The following is an 18,031-nucleotide window of genomic DNA, read 5'->3' as shown; positions in this document are numbered from 1 at the left end:
TATACTTATATTAAGTAACTCTAACTTAGTTTTGGATGATTAACCTCTTTTACGGAGAGTTTCACCTGATTTTTGCAAGGCTTCGACAACTGCCAAGGCAGTCATGTTGACGACGCCACGCGAGGTGACGGATGGCGTCAGAATGTGTGCCGGACGGGCTGCGCCGAGCAAAATCGGTCCCACGTGCAGGGCGTCTGTAACCATCTTGACCACGTTCAGGGTGATGTTTGCTGCGTCGAGGTTCGGGAAGACAAGGAGATTGGCTTCACCTTTCAGACGCGAATTGGGGAAGACGCGATCACGCAGGGCCTGCGAGAGAGCAGAATCGCCATGCATTTCGCCGTCCGACTCGAGTTCCGGTGCTTTTTCAGCGAGAATTGCAGCTGCTTCGCGCATTTTCTCTGCGCTGGCGGATTCTTTCGATCCAAAATTCGAATGCGACACCAGCGCAGCCTTTGGCTCAATACCAAAGCGGCTGATCTCCTTTGCGGCAAGAATTGCCATTTCGGCGACTTCGTTTGCGCTCGGCTCAACGTTGACATAAGTGTCCGTGAGGAAGAGGGCGCCTCGCTGCGAGATGAGCAGGCTCAAAGCAGAATAATCGCGGATGCCCGGAACCTTGCCAATGATCTGGCGCACCACGCGGAGATGTCGCTCAAAACGTCCCTCAAGACCGCATATCATGGCATCGGCTTCGTCGCGCATTACTGCCAGAGCAGCGATCGCAGTTGAATTCGTGCGCACGATGGTGCGTGCTGCTTCTGGTGTCACACCCTGTCTGCCGGTATAGGACAGGTAGAGGTCGACATAGTCGCGATAACGCGGGTCGTCTTCGGGATTGATGAGTTCGAAATCCGTTCCCGGTCGGATCTTCAGGCCATAGCGACGCAGCCGCGTTTCGATAACTTGCGGGCGCCCGACGAGAATCGGGGCAGCAACGCGCTCTTCGATCACCACCTGGGCCGCACGCAACACGCGTTCATCTTCACCATCGGCATAAATGACGCGCTTTGGCTTCTCCTGCGCACGTGCGGCAGCAAAGACCGGTTTCATGATGAGGCCAGACCGGAAGACGAAGCGATTGAGGCGATCAAGATAGGCTTCCATGTCCTCGATCGGACGCGTTGCCACACCTGTCTCCATCGCTGCCTTGGCCACTGCCGGGGCGATGCGGAGAATCAGGCGCTGATCGAATGGCGACGGAATGATGTAGTCCGGTCCGAAAGTCGGTGTATCGCCGGAATATGCGCGTGCGGCGACATCCGAAGGCTCTTCGCGGGCGAGCGCGGCAATCGCACGAACCGCCGCGAGCTTCATTTCTTCGTTGATAGCAGTGGCACCCACATCGAGCGCGCCACGGAAGATATAAGGGAAGCAGAGGACGTTGTTGACCTGGTTCGGATAATCCGAACGTCCGGTGCAGATCATGGCATCGGCGCGGGCCGCACGGGCCTCTTCCGGCATAATTTCCGGCTTCGGGTTGGCGAGTGCCATGATGAGAGGCTTTTCGGCCATCTGCTTGAGAAGTTCGGGCTTCAGCACGCCAGCGGCTGAAAGGCCGAGGAAAACGTCGGCTCCGCCGATAACGTCGGCCAGAACGCGCGCGTCGGTCTTCTGCGCGTAAACTTCCTTCCAGCGATCCATCAGCGTGTTGCGGCCTTCGTAGACGACACCTTCGAGATCGCAGACCCAGATGTTTTCGCGTTTCGCCCCGAGATTGACTAGGAGATTAAGACAGGCAAGAGCTGCTGCGCCTGCGCCGGATGTAACAATCTTGGCGTCGCTGATTTTCTTGCCTGCGAGTTCCAGACCGTTCAGCACAGCGGAAGCAACGATAATCGCCGTGCCGTGCTGGTCGTCATGGAAGACAGGGATGTTCATTTTTTCACGAAGCTGTTCTTCAACTTCGAAGCACTCAGGTGCCTTGATATCTTCAAGATTGATGCCGCCGAAAGTCGGCTCCAGAGCAGCCACAACATCGACGATGCGATCGATTTCATGCGCATCAATTTCAATGTCAAAAACGTCTATATCGGCGAATTTCTTAAAAAGGACGGCCTTGCCTTCCATAACCGGTTTGGAAGCAAGTGCACCAATATTGCCAAGGCCGAGAACCGCGGTTCCGTTCGATACGACGGCAACGAGATTGCCCCGGGCGGTGTATTCGGCGGCGGTTGCGGGATCTTCGTGGATCGCGAGGCAGGGGGCGGCTACGCCGGGCGAATAGGCGAGCGCCAGATCTCGCTGATTGCCAAGGGGCTTTGTCGCCTGAATTTCCAGCTTTCCGGGCTTCGGATAACGGTGAAAGAACAACGCTGCTTCATCGAAATCCGAACGGGAAGTGGAAGGTGTTTTCTTGGTCATGGTCGCATCGCTTTCCAAAATCTTTTGTGCAGGGCAAAAGCCTGTTCGCACGTGGATGCTACGGTAACATCCCGTTTCCGCACGCAGCTTTCGCGCACAAGTTCCGCACGCTGGGCCATTATTGTTCTTAGGCTATCGGCTCAAATCTCAGTAGGCCCGTTTTCGAGAATGAGTTTTTCCAAATTTGCAGATCTTATCGTTTGGTGCTGTTAAAAGGCACTCTGATACGCGCCGCCATCGATAATGAGATTCTGCCCGGTAATGAACCCGGAATGTTCCGAGCAAAGGAAGGCGCAGGCCTGACCAAACTCCTTCGGCTGGCCAATTCGCCCGGCGGGAATTGCCGCTGCTCGCTTCGCAGCCTCCGCCTCGGGCGTTGTGCCGTTCTTCTGGGCAGTGAACGCGAAGCCGCTACGAAGCCGATCTGTGTCGAACGCACCGGGAAGGATGTTGTTGATCGTGACGTTGGAGGCCGCGACGGTGCGAGCAACGCCTGCAAAAAAAGCCGTCAGACCGGCGCGCGCTCCAGAGGAAAGATCAAGGCCGGGAATGGGCGCATATACAGACGTTGATGTGATGTTGACGATACGGCCGAACCGGCGCTCGACCATTCCGTCAATCACGGCTTTGATCAGCTCTATCGGCGTAACCATATTCTGCGTCACGCCTTGAAGGATCGCTTCGCGATCGAGAAGGCGGAAATCCTTGAAGGCCGGCCCTCCGTTATTGTTTACCAGAATGTCCGGCGCAGGACAGGCGGAAAGCAACTCAGCCTGTCCTTCAGCGGTGGATACGTCCGCAGCGATGGCGTCAACCTTCACGCCAAATGTCTGCCGAATTGCCTCTGCTGCTTCCGCGAGGGTTTCTTCATTTCGTCCGTTGAGAACCAGATCGCACCCGGCCTCGGCAAGTGCCTCTACACAGGCTCGTCCAAGCCCCTTGCTGGAAGCACACACAATTGCTTTTCGACCTTTCAGGCCCAACTCCACGGCTTGATCCTCGCATTTGGTTCAGTTCTCAAGACATGCCACCAACGACGCAGTCTGATCAACCGGATTTTGGTTCACCGCGACATATGTCCACCTTTTAGGGTAGAAACTGCACCAACCGGAAACAAAATTTGGTGAGTTTCGCTATTCAAGCGGAGATGTAAACTCTGCTCTTGGCCGTATCAAAGACCCACTAGCCACCTGTTCGAGCGCATGCGCAAGCCAACCTGCGATACGCGCAAGCGCAAACAGGAACAGTGGCGCATCTGAAGGCAGCTCATAGATTTCCGTCATTGCAGCGAGTGCGAAATCGACGTTCGGTTTCTCACCAAGGATGTCTGCGGCACTTCGCTCCAAATCGCCGTAAGGGGCGGGCAGGTCCAGATGTTCCAGCAGGGCCGAAGCGCGAATATCACCCGTTTCGCGGTAAAGCGGGTGACCGAACAAGTGAAATTGGGCGCCTTGCCTGAGCTGGTCCTTGATGGCGGCTTCGGCACCTAGTTGCCGGGCCTGCGCAATAATTGCAGTCGCAGCAGTTGCGGCACGTCCATGCCGGGGACCTATCAATGTTGATAATCCGGCGAGAATTGCTGCGGAAAGCGGCGCGCCTGTCGACGCCGCAACGCGGGTGGCAAATGCCGATGCGTTGAGTTCGTGATCGGCCAGAAGCACCAGAACACGCCGGATCACGTCGCTAGCCTGTGGCTTTTGCCAGGCCGATGCAATGCGTTCATGTAACGGTACATTGGACGAAGAAACGTCAAGAACGGTATTGTGGAACAACTGTAGCAGACCAAAAGCCTCTTGCTGCAGGATTGTCGGGGATCTTCCCGAACTGGGCAGATCGTTCGCGGCCCGAACGGCAAAGGCAGTAAACAGCCGTTCCAGCGGCGCTGAGTGCGGCTGATGACTTTCCAATTTTGTCTTATCGTCGCTGCTGGCCGTAATGTCGAAATTTACGTGCCATAGCAAAGCGGCCGCTTCTTCCAGCGTTGCTGTTTCGGACAGCTCAACCGCGTCGCAACCGCGATAGAGCAGGCGGCCATCGATAATGGTCGAGATGCCCGAACGCATGATCGGAAGCCCCCAACGAATAGTATCGGCGGCTACAGCGCTATCTCGTTTACGACCGGGGCGTCTGTCAGCCAGTCGATGAACGTCCTCCGATCTATAAAGGCTTCGTCTGGGATCGTTGGGCAACGGTTTGGAACGAATGCGACCCCGACTCACATTGGCATAAAGAGTCTGTGGCTTCGTCTGAAGAACGGCGAGTGCTTCTTCCGTTGTCAGCCAGTCCATTATTGCTCCCTACATTGATCGATTTCATCAAGATTGACGTCAACTATACTTGGTTTCAATGTCGAAAGGCAAACAAGGAGAATGATCATGAATAGCGGACTTGAGGATGTGATTGCTGCCGAAACTGTGTTGTCTGACGTCGATGGGCTGGCAGGCAGGCTGGTTATTCGCGGTCGGTCACTGGATGATCTGGTTCCGCACAGTAGCGTCGAAGATGGAATAGAACTTCTGTGGGAAGGCTTTTTCAACGACCTTCCCAAAGGGGCCGAGCTTCAAGAAGCGCTCGGCGAGGCGCGTGTGCAGGTATTTCATCATACGGATGCGCTTGATAGCAGCTTGATGGAAATGGCTCCCATAGAGGCGCTTCGCGCATTGATGGCCCGTATTCCCGACGATGATGACCTGACGGCGGCACTGCATTTGATGGCGGCGCCAGCAGTATTCACGGCAGCCATTCTCCGAGCGCAAAAGGGACGGCTCCCAATTCGTCCTGATCCGACGCTTCCGCATAGCGCGGACATCCTTCGTATGACGAACGCGGCTATGCCTGCCGAAGCCGAAGTTGCCGGGCTGAACACCTATCTTATAGCGGTTTCGGACCACGGATTGAATGCCTCGACGTTCGCCGCGCGTGTCGTGGCATCGACGCGGGCGGGATTGACCTCTTCTCTGCTAGCTGCCATCAGCGCATTGAAAGGGCCGTTGCATGGTGGGGCGCCTGGGCCCGTTCTCGATATGTTGGACGCAATAGGCAGACCCGACAACGCGGAAAGGTGGCTGGAATCCGCTGTTGCCGACGGAGAAAGGCTGATGGGATTCGGTCATCGAATTTATCGCGTCCGCGATCCACGCGCCGACGCCTTGAAAACTGCCTTGAAGAACGTTGAAGCGCTTGAGCATCAGCGTGGAAAACCCCGCGTTGAATTGGCTGAGGCCGTGGAAAAAGCCGCCATCGCGGTTCTCAGGCGCCATAAGCCGGACCGCTCCCTTGAAACGAATGTCGAGTTCTATACCGCCCTGTTGCTTGAGCAATTAGGTTTCCCACGTGACGTGTTTACATGTGTATTCGCGATGGGACGAACCATGGGGTGGGTGGCGCACTGTCGTGAACAGATGGCAGCGAACAAGCTCATTCGTCCGCAATCGCGCTATATCGGTCCCAAAGCAGAACTCGTCGCTTAAAACGGATGGCGGAAGAGGCGCGGAAGCTTGTTTTCCGCGCTTCAAAATAGCCGTCATATCTCTGTGACATGAATCGGGTTCTCTGCGCTCAGATCAGGTTGCCATTGAAGGGGACAACCAAATGAGCACCGACGCTCCGCAGTCCAGAAAACTCCGAACCCTTTTTATTTCGGACGTCCATCTCGGTTCCAAGGCCGCTCAGGCCGAACTGCTTCTGGATTTTCTTCGTTACCATGAGGCTGAGACGATCTACCTCGTCGGCGATATTGTCGATGGTTGGCGTCTGCGGCGTAACTGGCATTGGCCTCAGGAACACAATGATGTGGTCCAGAAGCTGCTTCGCAAGAGCCGCAAGGGCGCCAATATCATCTACATTGCCGGTAATCACGACGAATTCCTGCGAAATTTCCAGGGGACACATTTCGGCGGCATCGAGGTGATGAACCGGGCGATCCATGAAACGGCGGACGGCCGCAAATTTCTGGTCATACATGGTGATCAGTTCGATGTGGTGGTGCGCAATGCACGCTTTATCGCCTATCTGGGCGATTGGGCGTATGACACGGCAATCTGGATAAACACAGTTATGAGCAGGGTCCGTTCGCTCTTTGGCATGCGCTACTGGTCGTTTTCAGCGTGGGCGAAATTCCGCGTCAAGAAGGCGGTCAATTTCATCGGTCAGTTCGAGAATGTGGTCTCGGAAGAAGCGCAACGTATCGGGGTTGACGGCGTTATTTGCGGCCATATCCATCATGCTACGATCGAAAGCATGAATGGTGTCGAATACATCAATACGGGCGACTGGGTGGAAAGCTGTACGGCTGTTATCGAGCATTTCGATGGCCGGATGGAACTCATCGAATGGACCGAACGCCGTGATCGTTCTTCAGTGGCAGGGGGCGTCAGTTCCGATAGTGAGGAGCAGGACGAAGGCAGGATTATTCAACTTCCACGACCCGTTCGTGATCTGGTGAATTCCCGCAGATGAAAAAAATCGTCATCGTCACCGACGCCTGGCATCCTCAGGTCAACGGTGTCGTGCGCACGCTGACCAAATGTCGTGATCTGATGATCGAACGGGGTTATGACGTAACCGTCATATCCCCGCTAGATTATAGATCGATTCCCTGTCCGACATATCCCGAAATCCGGCTCGCCTTGACGACACCGGGCGCGCTTAGACGACGCTTGACGGCTCTGAAACCAGATTACGTGCATATCGCAACGGAAGGGCCACTCGGATTCATGACGCGGCGTGCCTGTAGGAAAATGGGGTGGGCGTTCACCACAAGTTTTCACACGCGGTTTCCGGAGTATCTGCGGGAACGCTTTCCTATTCCTCCGGAATGGACTTACGCCTTTCTGCGGCGTTTCCACAATGCAGCTCAGCATACGCTCGTGCCGACCCAGTCCATTCTTGAAGATCTCAAGGCCCGCGGTTTTACGCAGCTGGATCTCTGGACGCGCGGTGTTGATCGCACACTCTTCTACCCTCGGCCCGAAGTGCCGAAGGAATTGCCCCGACCGGTATTTATCTGTGTGGGTCGAGTGGCCACGGAAAAGAACCTGCCCGCATTTCTGGAACTCGATCTCCCCGGCACAAAGCTAATCGTCGGAGACGGACCATCCCTGAATGAGTTGCAAACGAGGTTTCCAGAAGCGGTGTTCGTTGGAAAACGAGAAGGCGAAGCCCTGGCTAAGACCTACGCCGCAGCCGATGTGTTTGTCTTTCCAAGCCGAACGGATACGTTCGGTCTCGTTTTGCTCGAAGCCATTGCATCTGGGCTGCCGGTGGCAGCCTATCCGGTACCTGGGTCGCGGGACGTTGTCGGAGCGACCGGCGCGGGCGTTCTTTCCGAAGATCTCAGAGAGGCCTGTCTGGCGGCGCTGGAAATGGAACCGTTCGAGCCAGCACAAGTGCTTAAACAATTCACCTGGGATGCCTGCGCCGATATTTTCGAAGGTGCTCTCGCTCCTATCAACAGGACTGCGGGCGAGAGCTATCAACGCGCAGCTCAGCCCCAGACGGCAGCTTCCGGCGGATAGACCAGAGCACCTTCATAACGCAGCCCGGGATTACGGTCATGGGCGAGAAGCAGCGGTCCATCCAGGTCGACCACATTGGCCTTCTGGGCGAGCAGGACAGCAGGTGCCATACCGAGCGACGTGCCGACCATGCAGCCAACCATGATCCGAAGTCCCAGTTCGGTTGCCTTGTCCCGCATGATGAGCCCCTCGGTCAATCCACCCGCTTTATCGAGTTTGATGTTCACGGCGTCGTAGCGCTGGGCCAATTCCTCAAGGCCAACCGATGTATGAACGCTTTCATCAGCACAGATAATGACGGGGCGATCGATTTCGCTGAGAATGTGATCGTTGTTGGCCGGCAACGGTTGTTCGATGAGAATAACGCCTGCGTCGGCGGCGGCGCGCATGTTTTCGGCAATATTGTCCGCCGTCCATCCCTCATTCGCATCGATGATGATGCGGCTGTTAGGAGCAGCACTAGTGACGGCGCGGATTTTTTCGATATCGTTTTCCCCACCCATTTTCACCTTGATAAGGGGATAGTGAGCGACTTTCGCGGCCGATTCCGCCATTTCGAAAGGTGTGCCGAGCGAAACGGTGATTGCCGTTTCAAGTGGCCGGGGTAAGATACCGAGTATATCGGCGACACTCTTGCCTGATTGCTTTGCTTCGAGGTCCCACAAGGCGCAATCGACTGCATTGCGGGCAGCACCAGCAGGCATTAACGATTGGATATCCTGTCGCGTGGCGCCATTTTCGATAGCTGAGCGGGCGGCCTCAATCTGCGCGCTAACGCTTTCGATGCTTTCGCCATAACGCGCATAAGGAACGCATTCGCCGCGTCCTTGATGAGAACCGTTGCTGATCGCACACACAACAACGGCAGCCTCTGTCTTGGAGCCTCTGGAGATTGTGAATTTTCCGGCGATAGGATAGCGTTCTACAGTGATATTCAAGGTATTGTGCATAGAGATGCCCTCTGGGACGCAGTATTTCGGTCGTTCAGCGACTCGTATATGAGGTAGGCCATGTTGACCGACACTGCCGACAAAGCAATAGCTACCGACAATTCTGCGCCGAAGATTGATCTCGTGGAGCACGACGGCGTGCGCCATATACGGATGAACGGTCGCTGGGTATCTCAGAGCGTCAATCTTGTCGATGATAAGATGCGTGGCATTGAGAAGGCGGGTCGGGGAGAGGCAACAGTCATCGACATTTCTGGTGTGTCCAGTCTCGATACAGCGGGGGCCTGGCTGATTGAACGCCTGCGGCAGCGCCTTGTCGCGCAGAAAGTGGAAGTGCAGCTGGAAGGAGTGCGTCAATCCTGGCTTCCTCTGATGGAGGAAGTAGGGCAGGCCGTCGAGCGTACCCTGGATATCCCGCGTCAGAAAAAGCCGTTCTTTTTGATTTCGTTTCTGGCCGCGCTTGGGGGAGGCGTTGTCTCTGTGGGTAGCGACTTCAAGATGGCGATGCACATTCTTGGTGCTACCATCCGCGGAGCCCAGTTGAAGTATGGACGCGGTAGCGGCATTCCCTTCGCCGCGATTGTCACGCAGATGGACCGCATGGGCGTGGGCGCCATTCCCATCATCATCCTTATGTCAACGATTGTTGGTGCAATCATTGCTCAACAAGGCGCATTTCAATTGCGTTATTTCGGTGCGGAAATCTTTGTCGTCGATCTGGTCGGTATTCTGGTATTGCGTGAGCTTGGCGTACTTCTCACTGCGATCATGATCGCCGGGCGCTCGGGAAGCGCCATCACAGCCGAAATCGGCTCCATGAAAATGCGTGAGGAAACCGACGCTCTGACAGTTATTGGTCTCAATCCGGTGGGCGTTCTGGTCTTTCCCCGTCTCGTAGCGCTGGTTATAGTCTTGCCATTGCTCACCATCATTTCCGATCTCGCCGCATTGATCGGGGCAGGTGGTGTTGCGTGGTTCTATTCCAATATTTCACCTGATGCTTTTATCAGCCGTCTGCATGATGCAGTCGCGTTGAACACTTATTTTGCGGGTCTTATCAAGGCTCCGTTCATGGCCATGATCATCGGGATTCTCGCTTCGGTAGAAGGTATGAAGGTCGGAGGCAGCGCGGAATCACTGGGCCGTCGTGTTACGGCGTCGGTCGTGAAGGCGATTTTCGTGGTTATTGTCGTGGATGGTTTGTTCGCGATGTTCTACGCGGCTATCAATTTTTAGAAACCGCATATGTTCTTTGTTTTTAATGGGTTCTTTGAGACACAGTTGCACAAAAAATTGACCCTTCAATCGTGTTCGATGGTTCAGTCGAAAGCCAAGCTCAGTTAAAGAATGATTATGGAGAACTGCATCGACTCTCGGTCGCAACCGCAGGACGAAGATAAGCGCCAGACGGCCGTGCCGATGATCTCGGTGCGCGACGTGACGGTTTCGTTCGGGCGTCAAACGGTGCTCGATAAGTTGTCCCTCGAGATTTACCAGGGAGAAGTGCTGGGGTTTATCGGCCCATCCGGCTCGGGCAAATCCGTGCTGATGCGGACCATTCTGGGTCTCAATAAAAAGCAGTCTGGTCAAATTGAAATTCTGGGCCGCAATATTGATCAGTTGAACGAGCTGGAAAAGATGTCCATCGATATGCGTATGGGCGTTCTGTTCCAGCACGGAGCGTTGTTTTCCGCGCTGAATGTTCTTGAAAATATTCAGGTTCCGATGCGCGAATACCTCGATCTTTCGCCGAAATTGATGGACGAGCTGGCGCGACTGAAAATTGATCTCGTCGGCCTGAAGCCGGACACGGCAGAAAAATTTCCGTCCGAACTTTCCGGTGGCATGATCAAGCGCGCTGCGCTGGCCCGTGCGCTGGCTTTGGACCCCGACATTCTCTTTCTTGATGAGCCCACGTCGGGACTGGATCCTATTGGAGCAGCCGAGTTCGATGACTTGATAGCCAATCTGCGGGATACGATGGGTTTGACCGTCTATATGGTCACTCATGATCTCGACAGTCTTTTTGCGATTTGCGACCGGATCGCTGTTCTTGGAGGCAAGAAAGTGCTCGTCAGTGGCACTATTGAAGACATGCTGACGGTGGACGATCCGTGGGTTAAATCCTATTTTCGGGGCAAGCGCGCGCGCCAGATCGATCCGTCGGCGCCAACGAGACGGCGGCCTGGCAGCCGCTTGCAGACTGGATAAAATATGGAAACTAAAGCCAATTACGTACTGGTGGGTGTCTTCACGCTGATCGTCAGCCTATTGGCTTTCGCTTTCGTGTTCTGGATTGCCCGTTTCGGAGAAGCACGCGATTCTCTGGAACTCGACGTTCGTATTCCCGGCTCCGTTACAGGTCTTTCGATAGGAAGTCAGGTCCTGTTCAACGGTATCAAGGTCGGCGATGTCCGGGCGTTGCGTCTTGATCCCACCAACCCGGAAATGGTGATCGTCAAAACGCGGGTCAACGCGACAACGCCGATTACCCGTTCGACTACGGCCACGCTTGGTTTTCAAGGGCTGACAGGGCTGGCCTATATCGAGTTGAAGGGCGGTCGTCTCGACGAACCCAATCTCTTAACGGAAGCCGAAAAGGGTGAGACCGTTGCCCGCATCGACGCCGATCCTTCTGCGGTCAACAATCTTCTCGCTACAGCCCAGGATATTGCAGCGCGAGCCAACGCTGTGCTCGGACAGTTGGAAGGTTTTGTGAAGGACGCCCGCGGGCCGCTCACGGATACGATCAATAACACGAAGATATTTACCGATGCTCTGGCGAAGAATGCCGACATCATTGAGGAACTTGGTGAGAATACAGGGAATATCAGCCAGATCGTTACCGACGCAAAGGACATGATGGCTCGCCTGAACGCCGCGTCCGTGCGCGTTGATGCCATTCTGGCCAAGACAGACAAGCTTTTGTCCAGCGACGACAAGGATGGCGTGGTGGCTCAAGCAAAGGCAACGCTTGAATCGATTCGGCAGACGTCAGACAATCTCGACAAGCGACTGGCACCTATTGCGGACAATCTTCAGCGGTTCTCCGGGCAGGGGCTGCGCGATGTGCAATCCGTCGTGGTGGACAGTCGCCGTTCCATTCAGCGCATAGAACAAGCTATCACCGATCTTGAGCGCAATCCTCAGCGTCTTATTTTTGGCGGTCAGGGGAATGTGCCTCGGTATGACGGGAGGACGCGTCATTGATTTCCAAAGCCAGCCTTATTGACATGAAATCACGTCGTGTTCTGCTCCGTGCAGCTTCGGTTCCGGTTGCTTTGGGTCTGCTCCTCGCCGGCTGCGGGACGACAAAGCCGCTGGACACATTCAATCTATCGGCGCCCCAGTCAGGTGTGACTTCACCAAGCCGCAAGAATATACAGTTGCTGGTTCCGACACCCACAGCACTCAAGGCGCTCGATAGCGAGAATATTGTCGTCAGCTCTGCACCCGGTTCTATCGAGTATCTGAATGGCGCTCAATGGGGGGACAGGCTGACAAACATCGTGCAGTCCCGTCTGGTGCAGGCTTATGAGAATACGGGCGCGTTTGGCGGGATTGGCCGGCCAGGAGATGGTCTTGCGATCAACTATCAGATCCTGACTGATCTTCGCATGTTCGGCATCCAGGCTTATGCTTCGCCAAAGCTTGCAGTCGTGGAATTGGCCGTCAGGCTGATGAACGATAAGAACGGGGAAGTTCGTGCGACCCGCGTGTTCCGTACGGCCATTCCCGTCAGCGGGACGACAAATGCGGCCTATGTGAAGGCGCTTAACGCAGCCTTCGAGCGGACTGCCAGCGAAATCGTAAGCTGGACGGTAACGGCGCTCTGAACCCGTAGAAAATTGATTGACAAAGGAAGGTCGGTGGTCAGTCGCCGACCCTTTTTTTTGATTGCTGCAGCGTGCTGCTGGCCGATAGTCCCAACAAACAAAAACGCGGCCCGAAGGCCGCGTTTTCTTTGTTTTCAGTTTTTTAGCGGAGGCGACCGCTTGCATGAGCAAGCATGGTGTAGACCTTGCCGGTATCTGAAGTGAGGTAAGTCCGCGTTACCATGTTGTCACGGTCGTTGCGGGCGACATCCTCAAGAAGACGCTGGAAGTCATCCATGTAGCGGTCAACGGCGCGGCGGAATTCCCCATCCGTTTGATACTTGCGTTTGATATCGTCGAAGGTCTGCTGACCTTTCAGCGTATAAAGACGACGGGTGAAGACGTTCCGTTCGCCGCGACGGTAGCGATCCCACAGTTCAACCGAAGCTTCATGGTCGATAGCGCGGGCAATATCCACTGAAAGCGAGTTCAGCGATTCAACGACATGGCTTGGCGAACGAGGCGTCGCGGTCGGCTGAGCCTTTGGCTGTGCTGCTTCTTCTTCCTCACGGGATGCGCGGGCGAGAAGATCGGACACCCATCCACGTGGCTTTTCTGCCTGGGCAGGTGTATTCGGCGCAGGTTGAGCTGCTGGCGCGTCATAGGCACGCTGCCGGCTTGCGACTTCCACCTGTGCTACCGGTGCCTGAACCGGCGTCGGACGGGGTGCGGTCGGTGCAGGGCGCGAAACCTGGCGGTCAGCACGGCTTTCGCCGACATCCACCAGACGTCCGGACTTATTGACGATCTCGGCCAGTTCCTTGAGCGCATTGATTTGCTCGCTCACGGCTTTGCGCATTGCAGTCGTCGTTTCCTTGGCTTCGGCGGGCATGTCGAGCACGCCACGCTTCAGTTCGCCACGGGTCGTGTTGAGCTCATTACGGATTTCGCTTGCGGTGCGACGGATATCGTCCGTTGCTGCAGAGAATTTCTGTGCGGCCTGTTCGACGATTTCCGAAACGCTTTCGCGCATTTTTTCGGCAGATGAGCGGGTCTGGCCTTCAGCGCGCTGGAATGCGGAGGTCACGAGCTCTTCGAAAGACCGCATCAGCTTTTCCACGCCTTCTGACTTTTCCGCCAGGCCGGATGCCAGCTTGTCGAGTGCCTGGTGGCGGTCCTCAAGCGTGCTGACAAGGCCGTTCTGTGCCGAATTGATCATTTCGGAAGCCGAGGAGAGAACCTTTCCGTGTTCTTCGAACCGGTCGGCAATGTCTGCAATCTGCGACAGGGTGCTGTCGGAGATGGCGCGCAAAGTGCCGATATTGCCGTCGATCAGACCGGTGGAAGCCTGAAACATCTGCGCGGCGCGGTTGGTGTTCTCGACGAAGCTTGATGTCGTGTCGACAAGGCGACCATCGATGTCCGTAAGATTGCGCGTTGCAGCATCGATCAGCTTGCCGAGTTCACCGTTCGATGCGGCAAGACGGTCGATCAGCTCGCTTACATTATCGGAAAGACCGGCCTTGGCCTGCTGAACGGCGGCAATCGTTTCAGCGGTCCGGCTTGCGAGCGCATTGACCAGAGCGGCATTTTCCGAACGAAGTCTGTCTGTTGCGGCATGGGTTGCTTCTTCAAGCTGTTGTGCCAGCCCGCGACCGCTATCGGCCAGTCGCTGTACGAGCGGTTCTGCCGTATCATTGAGAATCTTGGTGATTTCCTGTGAACGGGCAGCAAGAACGGCGTTGAGTTCGCGGGTGCGTTCCTCCAGCGTAACCGCAGTCGTATCGGTTACCTGTGCAATGCGTGCCTCAACGGAACCGAGTTCCATCGTGATACGCGAACCGATGTCGCCCAGACGGGTAGCGATCGCATCGGCGCGCTCTGCAAGGCGGGCTTCGGTGCCAGCAAGATTGTCGGCAACGCTGGCCGAGAAAGATTCGCTGTGACCTGCAAGCGTTTCACTCGTCTTTGAAGCCGTATCTGCGATACGAGCCTCGATCGTGCTGAGCTCACCGGTGAGGCGGCTTTCGATGGCTTCGAGACCGCTCGCAATGGCGTTAGCGCGTTCGTTGAGGCGGCTTTCCGTTCCAGCCAGATTGTCGGCGACGCTCGCAGCAAAGGCTTCGCTATGGCCGGCAAGCGTTTCGCTTGTTCTGCTGGCCGTGTCGGCGATGCGGGCTTCGATCGACCCGAGCTCGCCAGTGAGGCGGCTTTCGATCTCTCCGAGGCGACCTGCAATCGCATCGGCGCGGTCGCCCAGACGAGCTTCTGTGCCAGACAGATTGTCGATCAGGCGGGCGCTGAATGCTTCGCCGAAACCGTCCAGAGCTTCGCCGGCCTTGGCCGCTTCAGCAGAAAGCGTGCTTGCCGCTTCACCGATCTTCTCACGCAGCGTGCCGGCAACGATGCCCGCGCTCTGTTCCAGCGCCCGACGGACATTGTCGACGCCGATGGTGAGCGCCTTTTCCATTGTCTGCGTGCGTTCTTCGATGATGCCGGTCTGGCCTTCGAAAGCACGGCTGATAGCGGAACTGCTGTCCGCGATTGCGTTGTGCAAGTTGGTCGTTCGCTGTTCCAGTATGTCGCTGTGATCCTGCAGCGTCTGGCTCAGCGATGCCGTGCTTTCGCTCAGCGTCGAGCGGATTTCGGCGGCACGGGTTTCAATCGTGCGCTCATGACCGTCAAGAATCCCGGAAAGGGCATTGTTGTGATCGTTCAAGACCGTGTGCAGACCGCTTGTGCGCTCTTCAACCTCACGAATATGTTCACCCAGTGCAGCGACGAACGTGTCGCGGCTGGCACCGATGGACGCATTCATGCTGCTTGCTCGCTCATCAAGAATACGCGCGAGCGTGTCCTGATTTTCTGCAATAAGTGCCTGAAGCGAATTTACGCGTTCATCGAAGGTACGCGCAAGAACTTCACGGTTTTCGTTGAAGTTATCTCGCATCGCAGCGGCGCGCTCATCCATAAGCTGAGCAAGCATAGCCTGATTGCCTGCGATGATGCCATGGAGCGTGGTGGCACGTTCTTCCAGGGAGCGGGCGTGGTCTGCAAAGCTCGCATCCAGCAGCGCCGAGTGGCTTTCCATGGTCTGGCGGAGCGCGTTGGTTCGTTCTTCCAGAATTGCCGCGTGGTTGTCTGCAACGGAATTGAGGGCCGATGCACTGGTGTTAACAGCATTTTCGATGTCACTTGTGCGTGCAGCAAGCGTGTCGGCGTGTCCGCGGATAACCGCCGAAACGCGTTCCGTTTCGCCTTCCAGTGACGCAGCAAGAATGTCCCGGCTTTCAGCAAGCTTGCCGGCAAAGGCATTGGCTTTTTCGCCGAGAATGTTGCCGACGCTTTCACCGATTGACGTCAGATCTTCACCGATCTTCGTCTTGGTTTCGTCAATCATCGTGCTCAGAGAAGTGCGACCGCTGGAGAACGTCTCCGCGATTTCGCGAGTGCGGGCGATGAGATTTTCATTAATCTGGCGGGAACGGGTTTCAAGAGCCGCATTGAGTTTCTCGGTGCTGCTGTCCAGAGCATGGGCGCGGGCTTCGAATTCGGACAGGAGCGACCGGCCACGCTCGGAAAGTGTGCTTTCGAGATTGGCAAGACGAGTGTCGAATTCGCTGACCATGGACTGCGTTGCGCCGCCGAGCAGATTGGCAATGCCGGTCGTTCGTTCGTCCAGAGCTTCAGCCAGACGGTCCGATACAGTGCGGGATTGCTCATCAAGTGTCGCGATACGCGTGTCCAGCAGGTTGGCAAAAGCTTCACCGGAAGTCGTGATGCGCGAGCCAATGTCTCCTGTGCGGGTTTCGATGGCTTCGGCAATAGCGCCGCCGCTTTCATTGATGCTGCCGATCAGGCGCTCGCCGGATTCGCTGAGGAGCGTGCTCAATTGTTGTGAAGCGGAAAGCACATTGTCGCGAATGATGTTGGAAGCGCTCGAAAGTTCTTCCTTGAGCTGTTCATGCGCGCCCGAGATTGAAGAACGTACGCGCTCGGCATGGCTGACTACGGCTTCGCGCTCGTTGCCGAGGTCGCTGACGAGCGAACGAATGCGGACTTCATTATCGCTATAGGCGCGTTCAAGCTGATTGACTTCCGACTGAACGAGCGTTTCCAGTTCCACGGCCCGCGCCAAAGTGCGTTCGATGCCCTCATTCATTGCGGCGACTTCGCGACGCACAGCCTGTCCAAGGGTCGATACGCGGTCTCCGGATACAGCTTCCGGCTGAAGGAGACGCATGGCCGCTTCCGACATGCTGCGCGCAGCCAAATGCATTTCCTGCGCGCGCTTTACGAGCTGCGCAAATCCCCAGAACATGGCGACCGGCAACGCGACACCAGCAACAACGCCAAGACCGGCGGGCGAGGTGAAGAAGTCCTTGGTAGCCTGCATGCTTGAGAAGACATCAGGATTGATAGCCTTGCTCAGCGCGACGCCGCCAGCGGCCCAAAGCACGCTGATTGCCGTCGTTGTCCAGAAAAGCTTCGAAGAGTTTTCCGTCGCGCGGCGTGGGGCTGCGATTATTGCTTTTTCACTGCGGGAATCGTCATTTGCCGGCGTGAAGGTAGAGGAGGCGATGTTGGCGGCGGCAACAGGTGCGGCGGAGACGGGCTTGCTGACAGGCTCGGGCGCTGGCGTTGCTGCCTTTGAGCTGTTGGCAGGCTGGTGCTGAACACTGGCCGTGGCGTGGGAAACCGGTCCGGCAGCTTTCACGACCGGTGGAACCGGCGGCGCTGCTGGCGTTGCAATAACGGAGGCTGTGGTGATGGTGGCGGCTTTCGCTGTCGTTTCCACTGGAGAGGTGGCAGCGGGCTCGACCGTCTTTGTCTTCTGCTCGGCAACCAGCTCTTCGGCCGCACGCGAAATCTGCTCCTCCAGATCATCGACCGAGAAGCCTTCATCGAACGCACTCAAATCCATGTCGATATCAAGATCGTCACCGAAATCGATATCGAGTGCCTGTTCCAGTGCCTTTTCAACCTCAAGGTCGAGCTTCTGTGCCTTGGATTTGGAAGCCATTGTTTGCCTACCTCGTACTCATTACTGCGACGGCCGGACCACGAAAGAGCCGCTACAAAACTTTCTCCGCCATTTTGCATCGTATCGGCTCATGCCTGTTAAGGAAATAGGCGTCTTTTGCCGATAGCTAAAACTTTAAATACAAGGTTAACGGAAACCGGCTCAAATCATGAAAATTCGACATTTCCGGGCTTCTGGCATTTACCAGCAAGTTGTGGAAATCAATTCGGGCCGTTTCGATTGTACGAAAGAGCACCGTGAGTTCATTAACAAAATTGCTCTCATTGCGTGCGCTTGATTTGCCGATCAATCTCGTGATTGCATGGGCCCGGCAGGGGATTCTATCTGTTGGTCCTCACACCC

12 protein-coding genes are annotated in these 18,031 nt (G+C 56.0%); 7 read left to right on the top strand and 5 right to left on the bottom strand.

The window, feature by feature from the left end:
- Positions 1-39: 39 nt before the first annotated feature.
- The 3 genes from J9800_RS06975 to J9800_RS06965 form a co-directional block, all read right to left on the bottom strand.
- Positions 40-2,364 (bottom strand): NADP-dependent malic enzyme, encoded by a 2,325-nt coding sequence (locus tag J9800_RS06975; protein ID WP_114215329.1) that lies wholly within the window; start codon positions 2,362-2,364, stop codon positions 40-42.
- A gap of 209 nt (positions 2,365-2,573) precedes the next feature.
- On the bottom strand, positions 2,574-3,353 hold the full coding sequence (locus J9800_RS06970) for an SDR family oxidoreductase (protein WP_114215330.1): 780 nt from the start codon (positions 3,351-3,353) through the stop codon (positions 2,574-2,576).
- A gap of 144 nt (positions 3,354-3,497) precedes the next feature.
- Positions 3,498-4,652: a citrate synthase gene (locus J9800_RS06965; RefSeq protein WP_114215331.1), complete on the bottom strand. Its 1,155-nt coding sequence runs from the start codon at positions 4,650-4,652 to the stop codon at positions 3,498-3,500.
- A gap of 87 nt (positions 4,653-4,739) precedes the next feature.
- On the opposite strand from J9800_RS06965, the gene J9800_RS06960 reads away from it, so the two are divergent.
- From J9800_RS06960 to J9800_RS06950, 3 genes are all read left to right on the top strand, one after another.
- Complete coding sequence (locus J9800_RS06960; RefSeq protein ID WP_112591759.1) at positions 4,740-5,834, top strand: citrate synthase/methylcitrate synthase; 1,095 nt, start codon at positions 4,740-4,742, stop codon at positions 5,832-5,834.
- A 121-nt stretch (positions 5,835-5,955) separates the two neighbouring features.
- Positions 5,956-6,822 carry a UDP-2,3-diacylglucosamine diphosphatase gene (locus J9800_RS06955; protein WP_114215332.1) on the top strand — a complete coding sequence of 289 codons (867 nt, stop codon included), beginning with the start codon at positions 5,956-5,958 and terminating at the stop codon, positions 6,820-6,822.
- Entirely contained in the window at positions 6,819-7,880 is a 1,062-nt protein-coding gene (locus tag J9800_RS06950; RefSeq protein ID WP_114215333.1) for a glycosyltransferase family 4 protein, read from the top strand. The genes J9800_RS06955 and J9800_RS06950 overlap by 4 nt, the downstream gene beginning before the upstream one ends.
- Here the strand turns inward: J9800_RS06950 and dgcA are convergent.
- On the bottom strand, positions 7,850-8,830 hold the full coding sequence (dgcA, locus tag J9800_RS06945; protein WP_114215334.1) for an N-acetyl-D-Glu racemase DgcA: 981 nt from the start codon (positions 8,828-8,830) through the stop codon (positions 7,850-7,852). The two genes, J9800_RS06950 and dgcA, sit on opposite strands and share 31 nt — an antisense overlap.
- Positions 8,831-8,890: 60 nt before the next feature.
- On the opposite strand from dgcA, the gene J9800_RS06940 reads away from it, so the two are divergent.
- The 4 genes from J9800_RS06940 (at position 8,891) to J9800_RS06925 (ending at position 12,666) form a co-directional block, all read left to right on the top strand.
- Entirely contained in the window at positions 8,891-10,066 is a 1,176-nt protein-coding gene (locus tag J9800_RS06940; protein WP_112591765.1) for an ABC transporter permease, read from the top strand.
- 111 nt (positions 10,067-10,177) lie between these two features.
- Positions 10,178-11,041, top strand: a complete 864-nt coding sequence (locus J9800_RS06935; RefSeq protein WP_210845677.1) for an ABC transporter ATP-binding protein — start codon at positions 10,178-10,180, stop codon at positions 11,039-11,041.
- Positions 11,042-11,044: 3 nt separating this feature from the next.
- A complete protein-coding gene (locus J9800_RS06930; protein ID WP_112591767.1) occupies positions 11,045-12,040 on the top strand; it encodes an MlaD family protein in 996 nt (331 codons plus the stop codon).
- Positions 12,041-12,063: 23 nt separating this feature from the next.
- A complete protein-coding gene (locus J9800_RS06925) occupies positions 12,064-12,666 on the top strand; it encodes an ABC-type transport auxiliary lipoprotein family protein (RefSeq protein WP_502696714.1) in 603 nt (200 codons plus the stop codon).
- 142 nt (positions 12,667-12,808) lie between these two features.
- On the opposite strand, the gene J9800_RS06920 is transcribed toward J9800_RS06925, so the two are convergent.
- Entirely contained in the window at positions 12,809-17,668 is a 4,860-nt protein-coding gene (locus J9800_RS06920) for an apolipoprotein A-IV repeat region-like domain-containing protein (protein WP_210845675.1), read from the bottom strand.
- Positions 17,669-18,031 lie beyond the last annotated feature (363 nt).

The organism is Ochrobactrum sp. AP1BH01-1, assembly GCF_018066705.1.
Classification (GTDB): domain Bacteria; phylum Pseudomonadota; class Alphaproteobacteria; order Rhizobiales; family Rhizobiaceae; genus Brucella.
The sequence above is the reverse complement of the archived record's forward strand: the minus strand, read 5'-3'. Positions and strand labels throughout refer to the sequence as shown.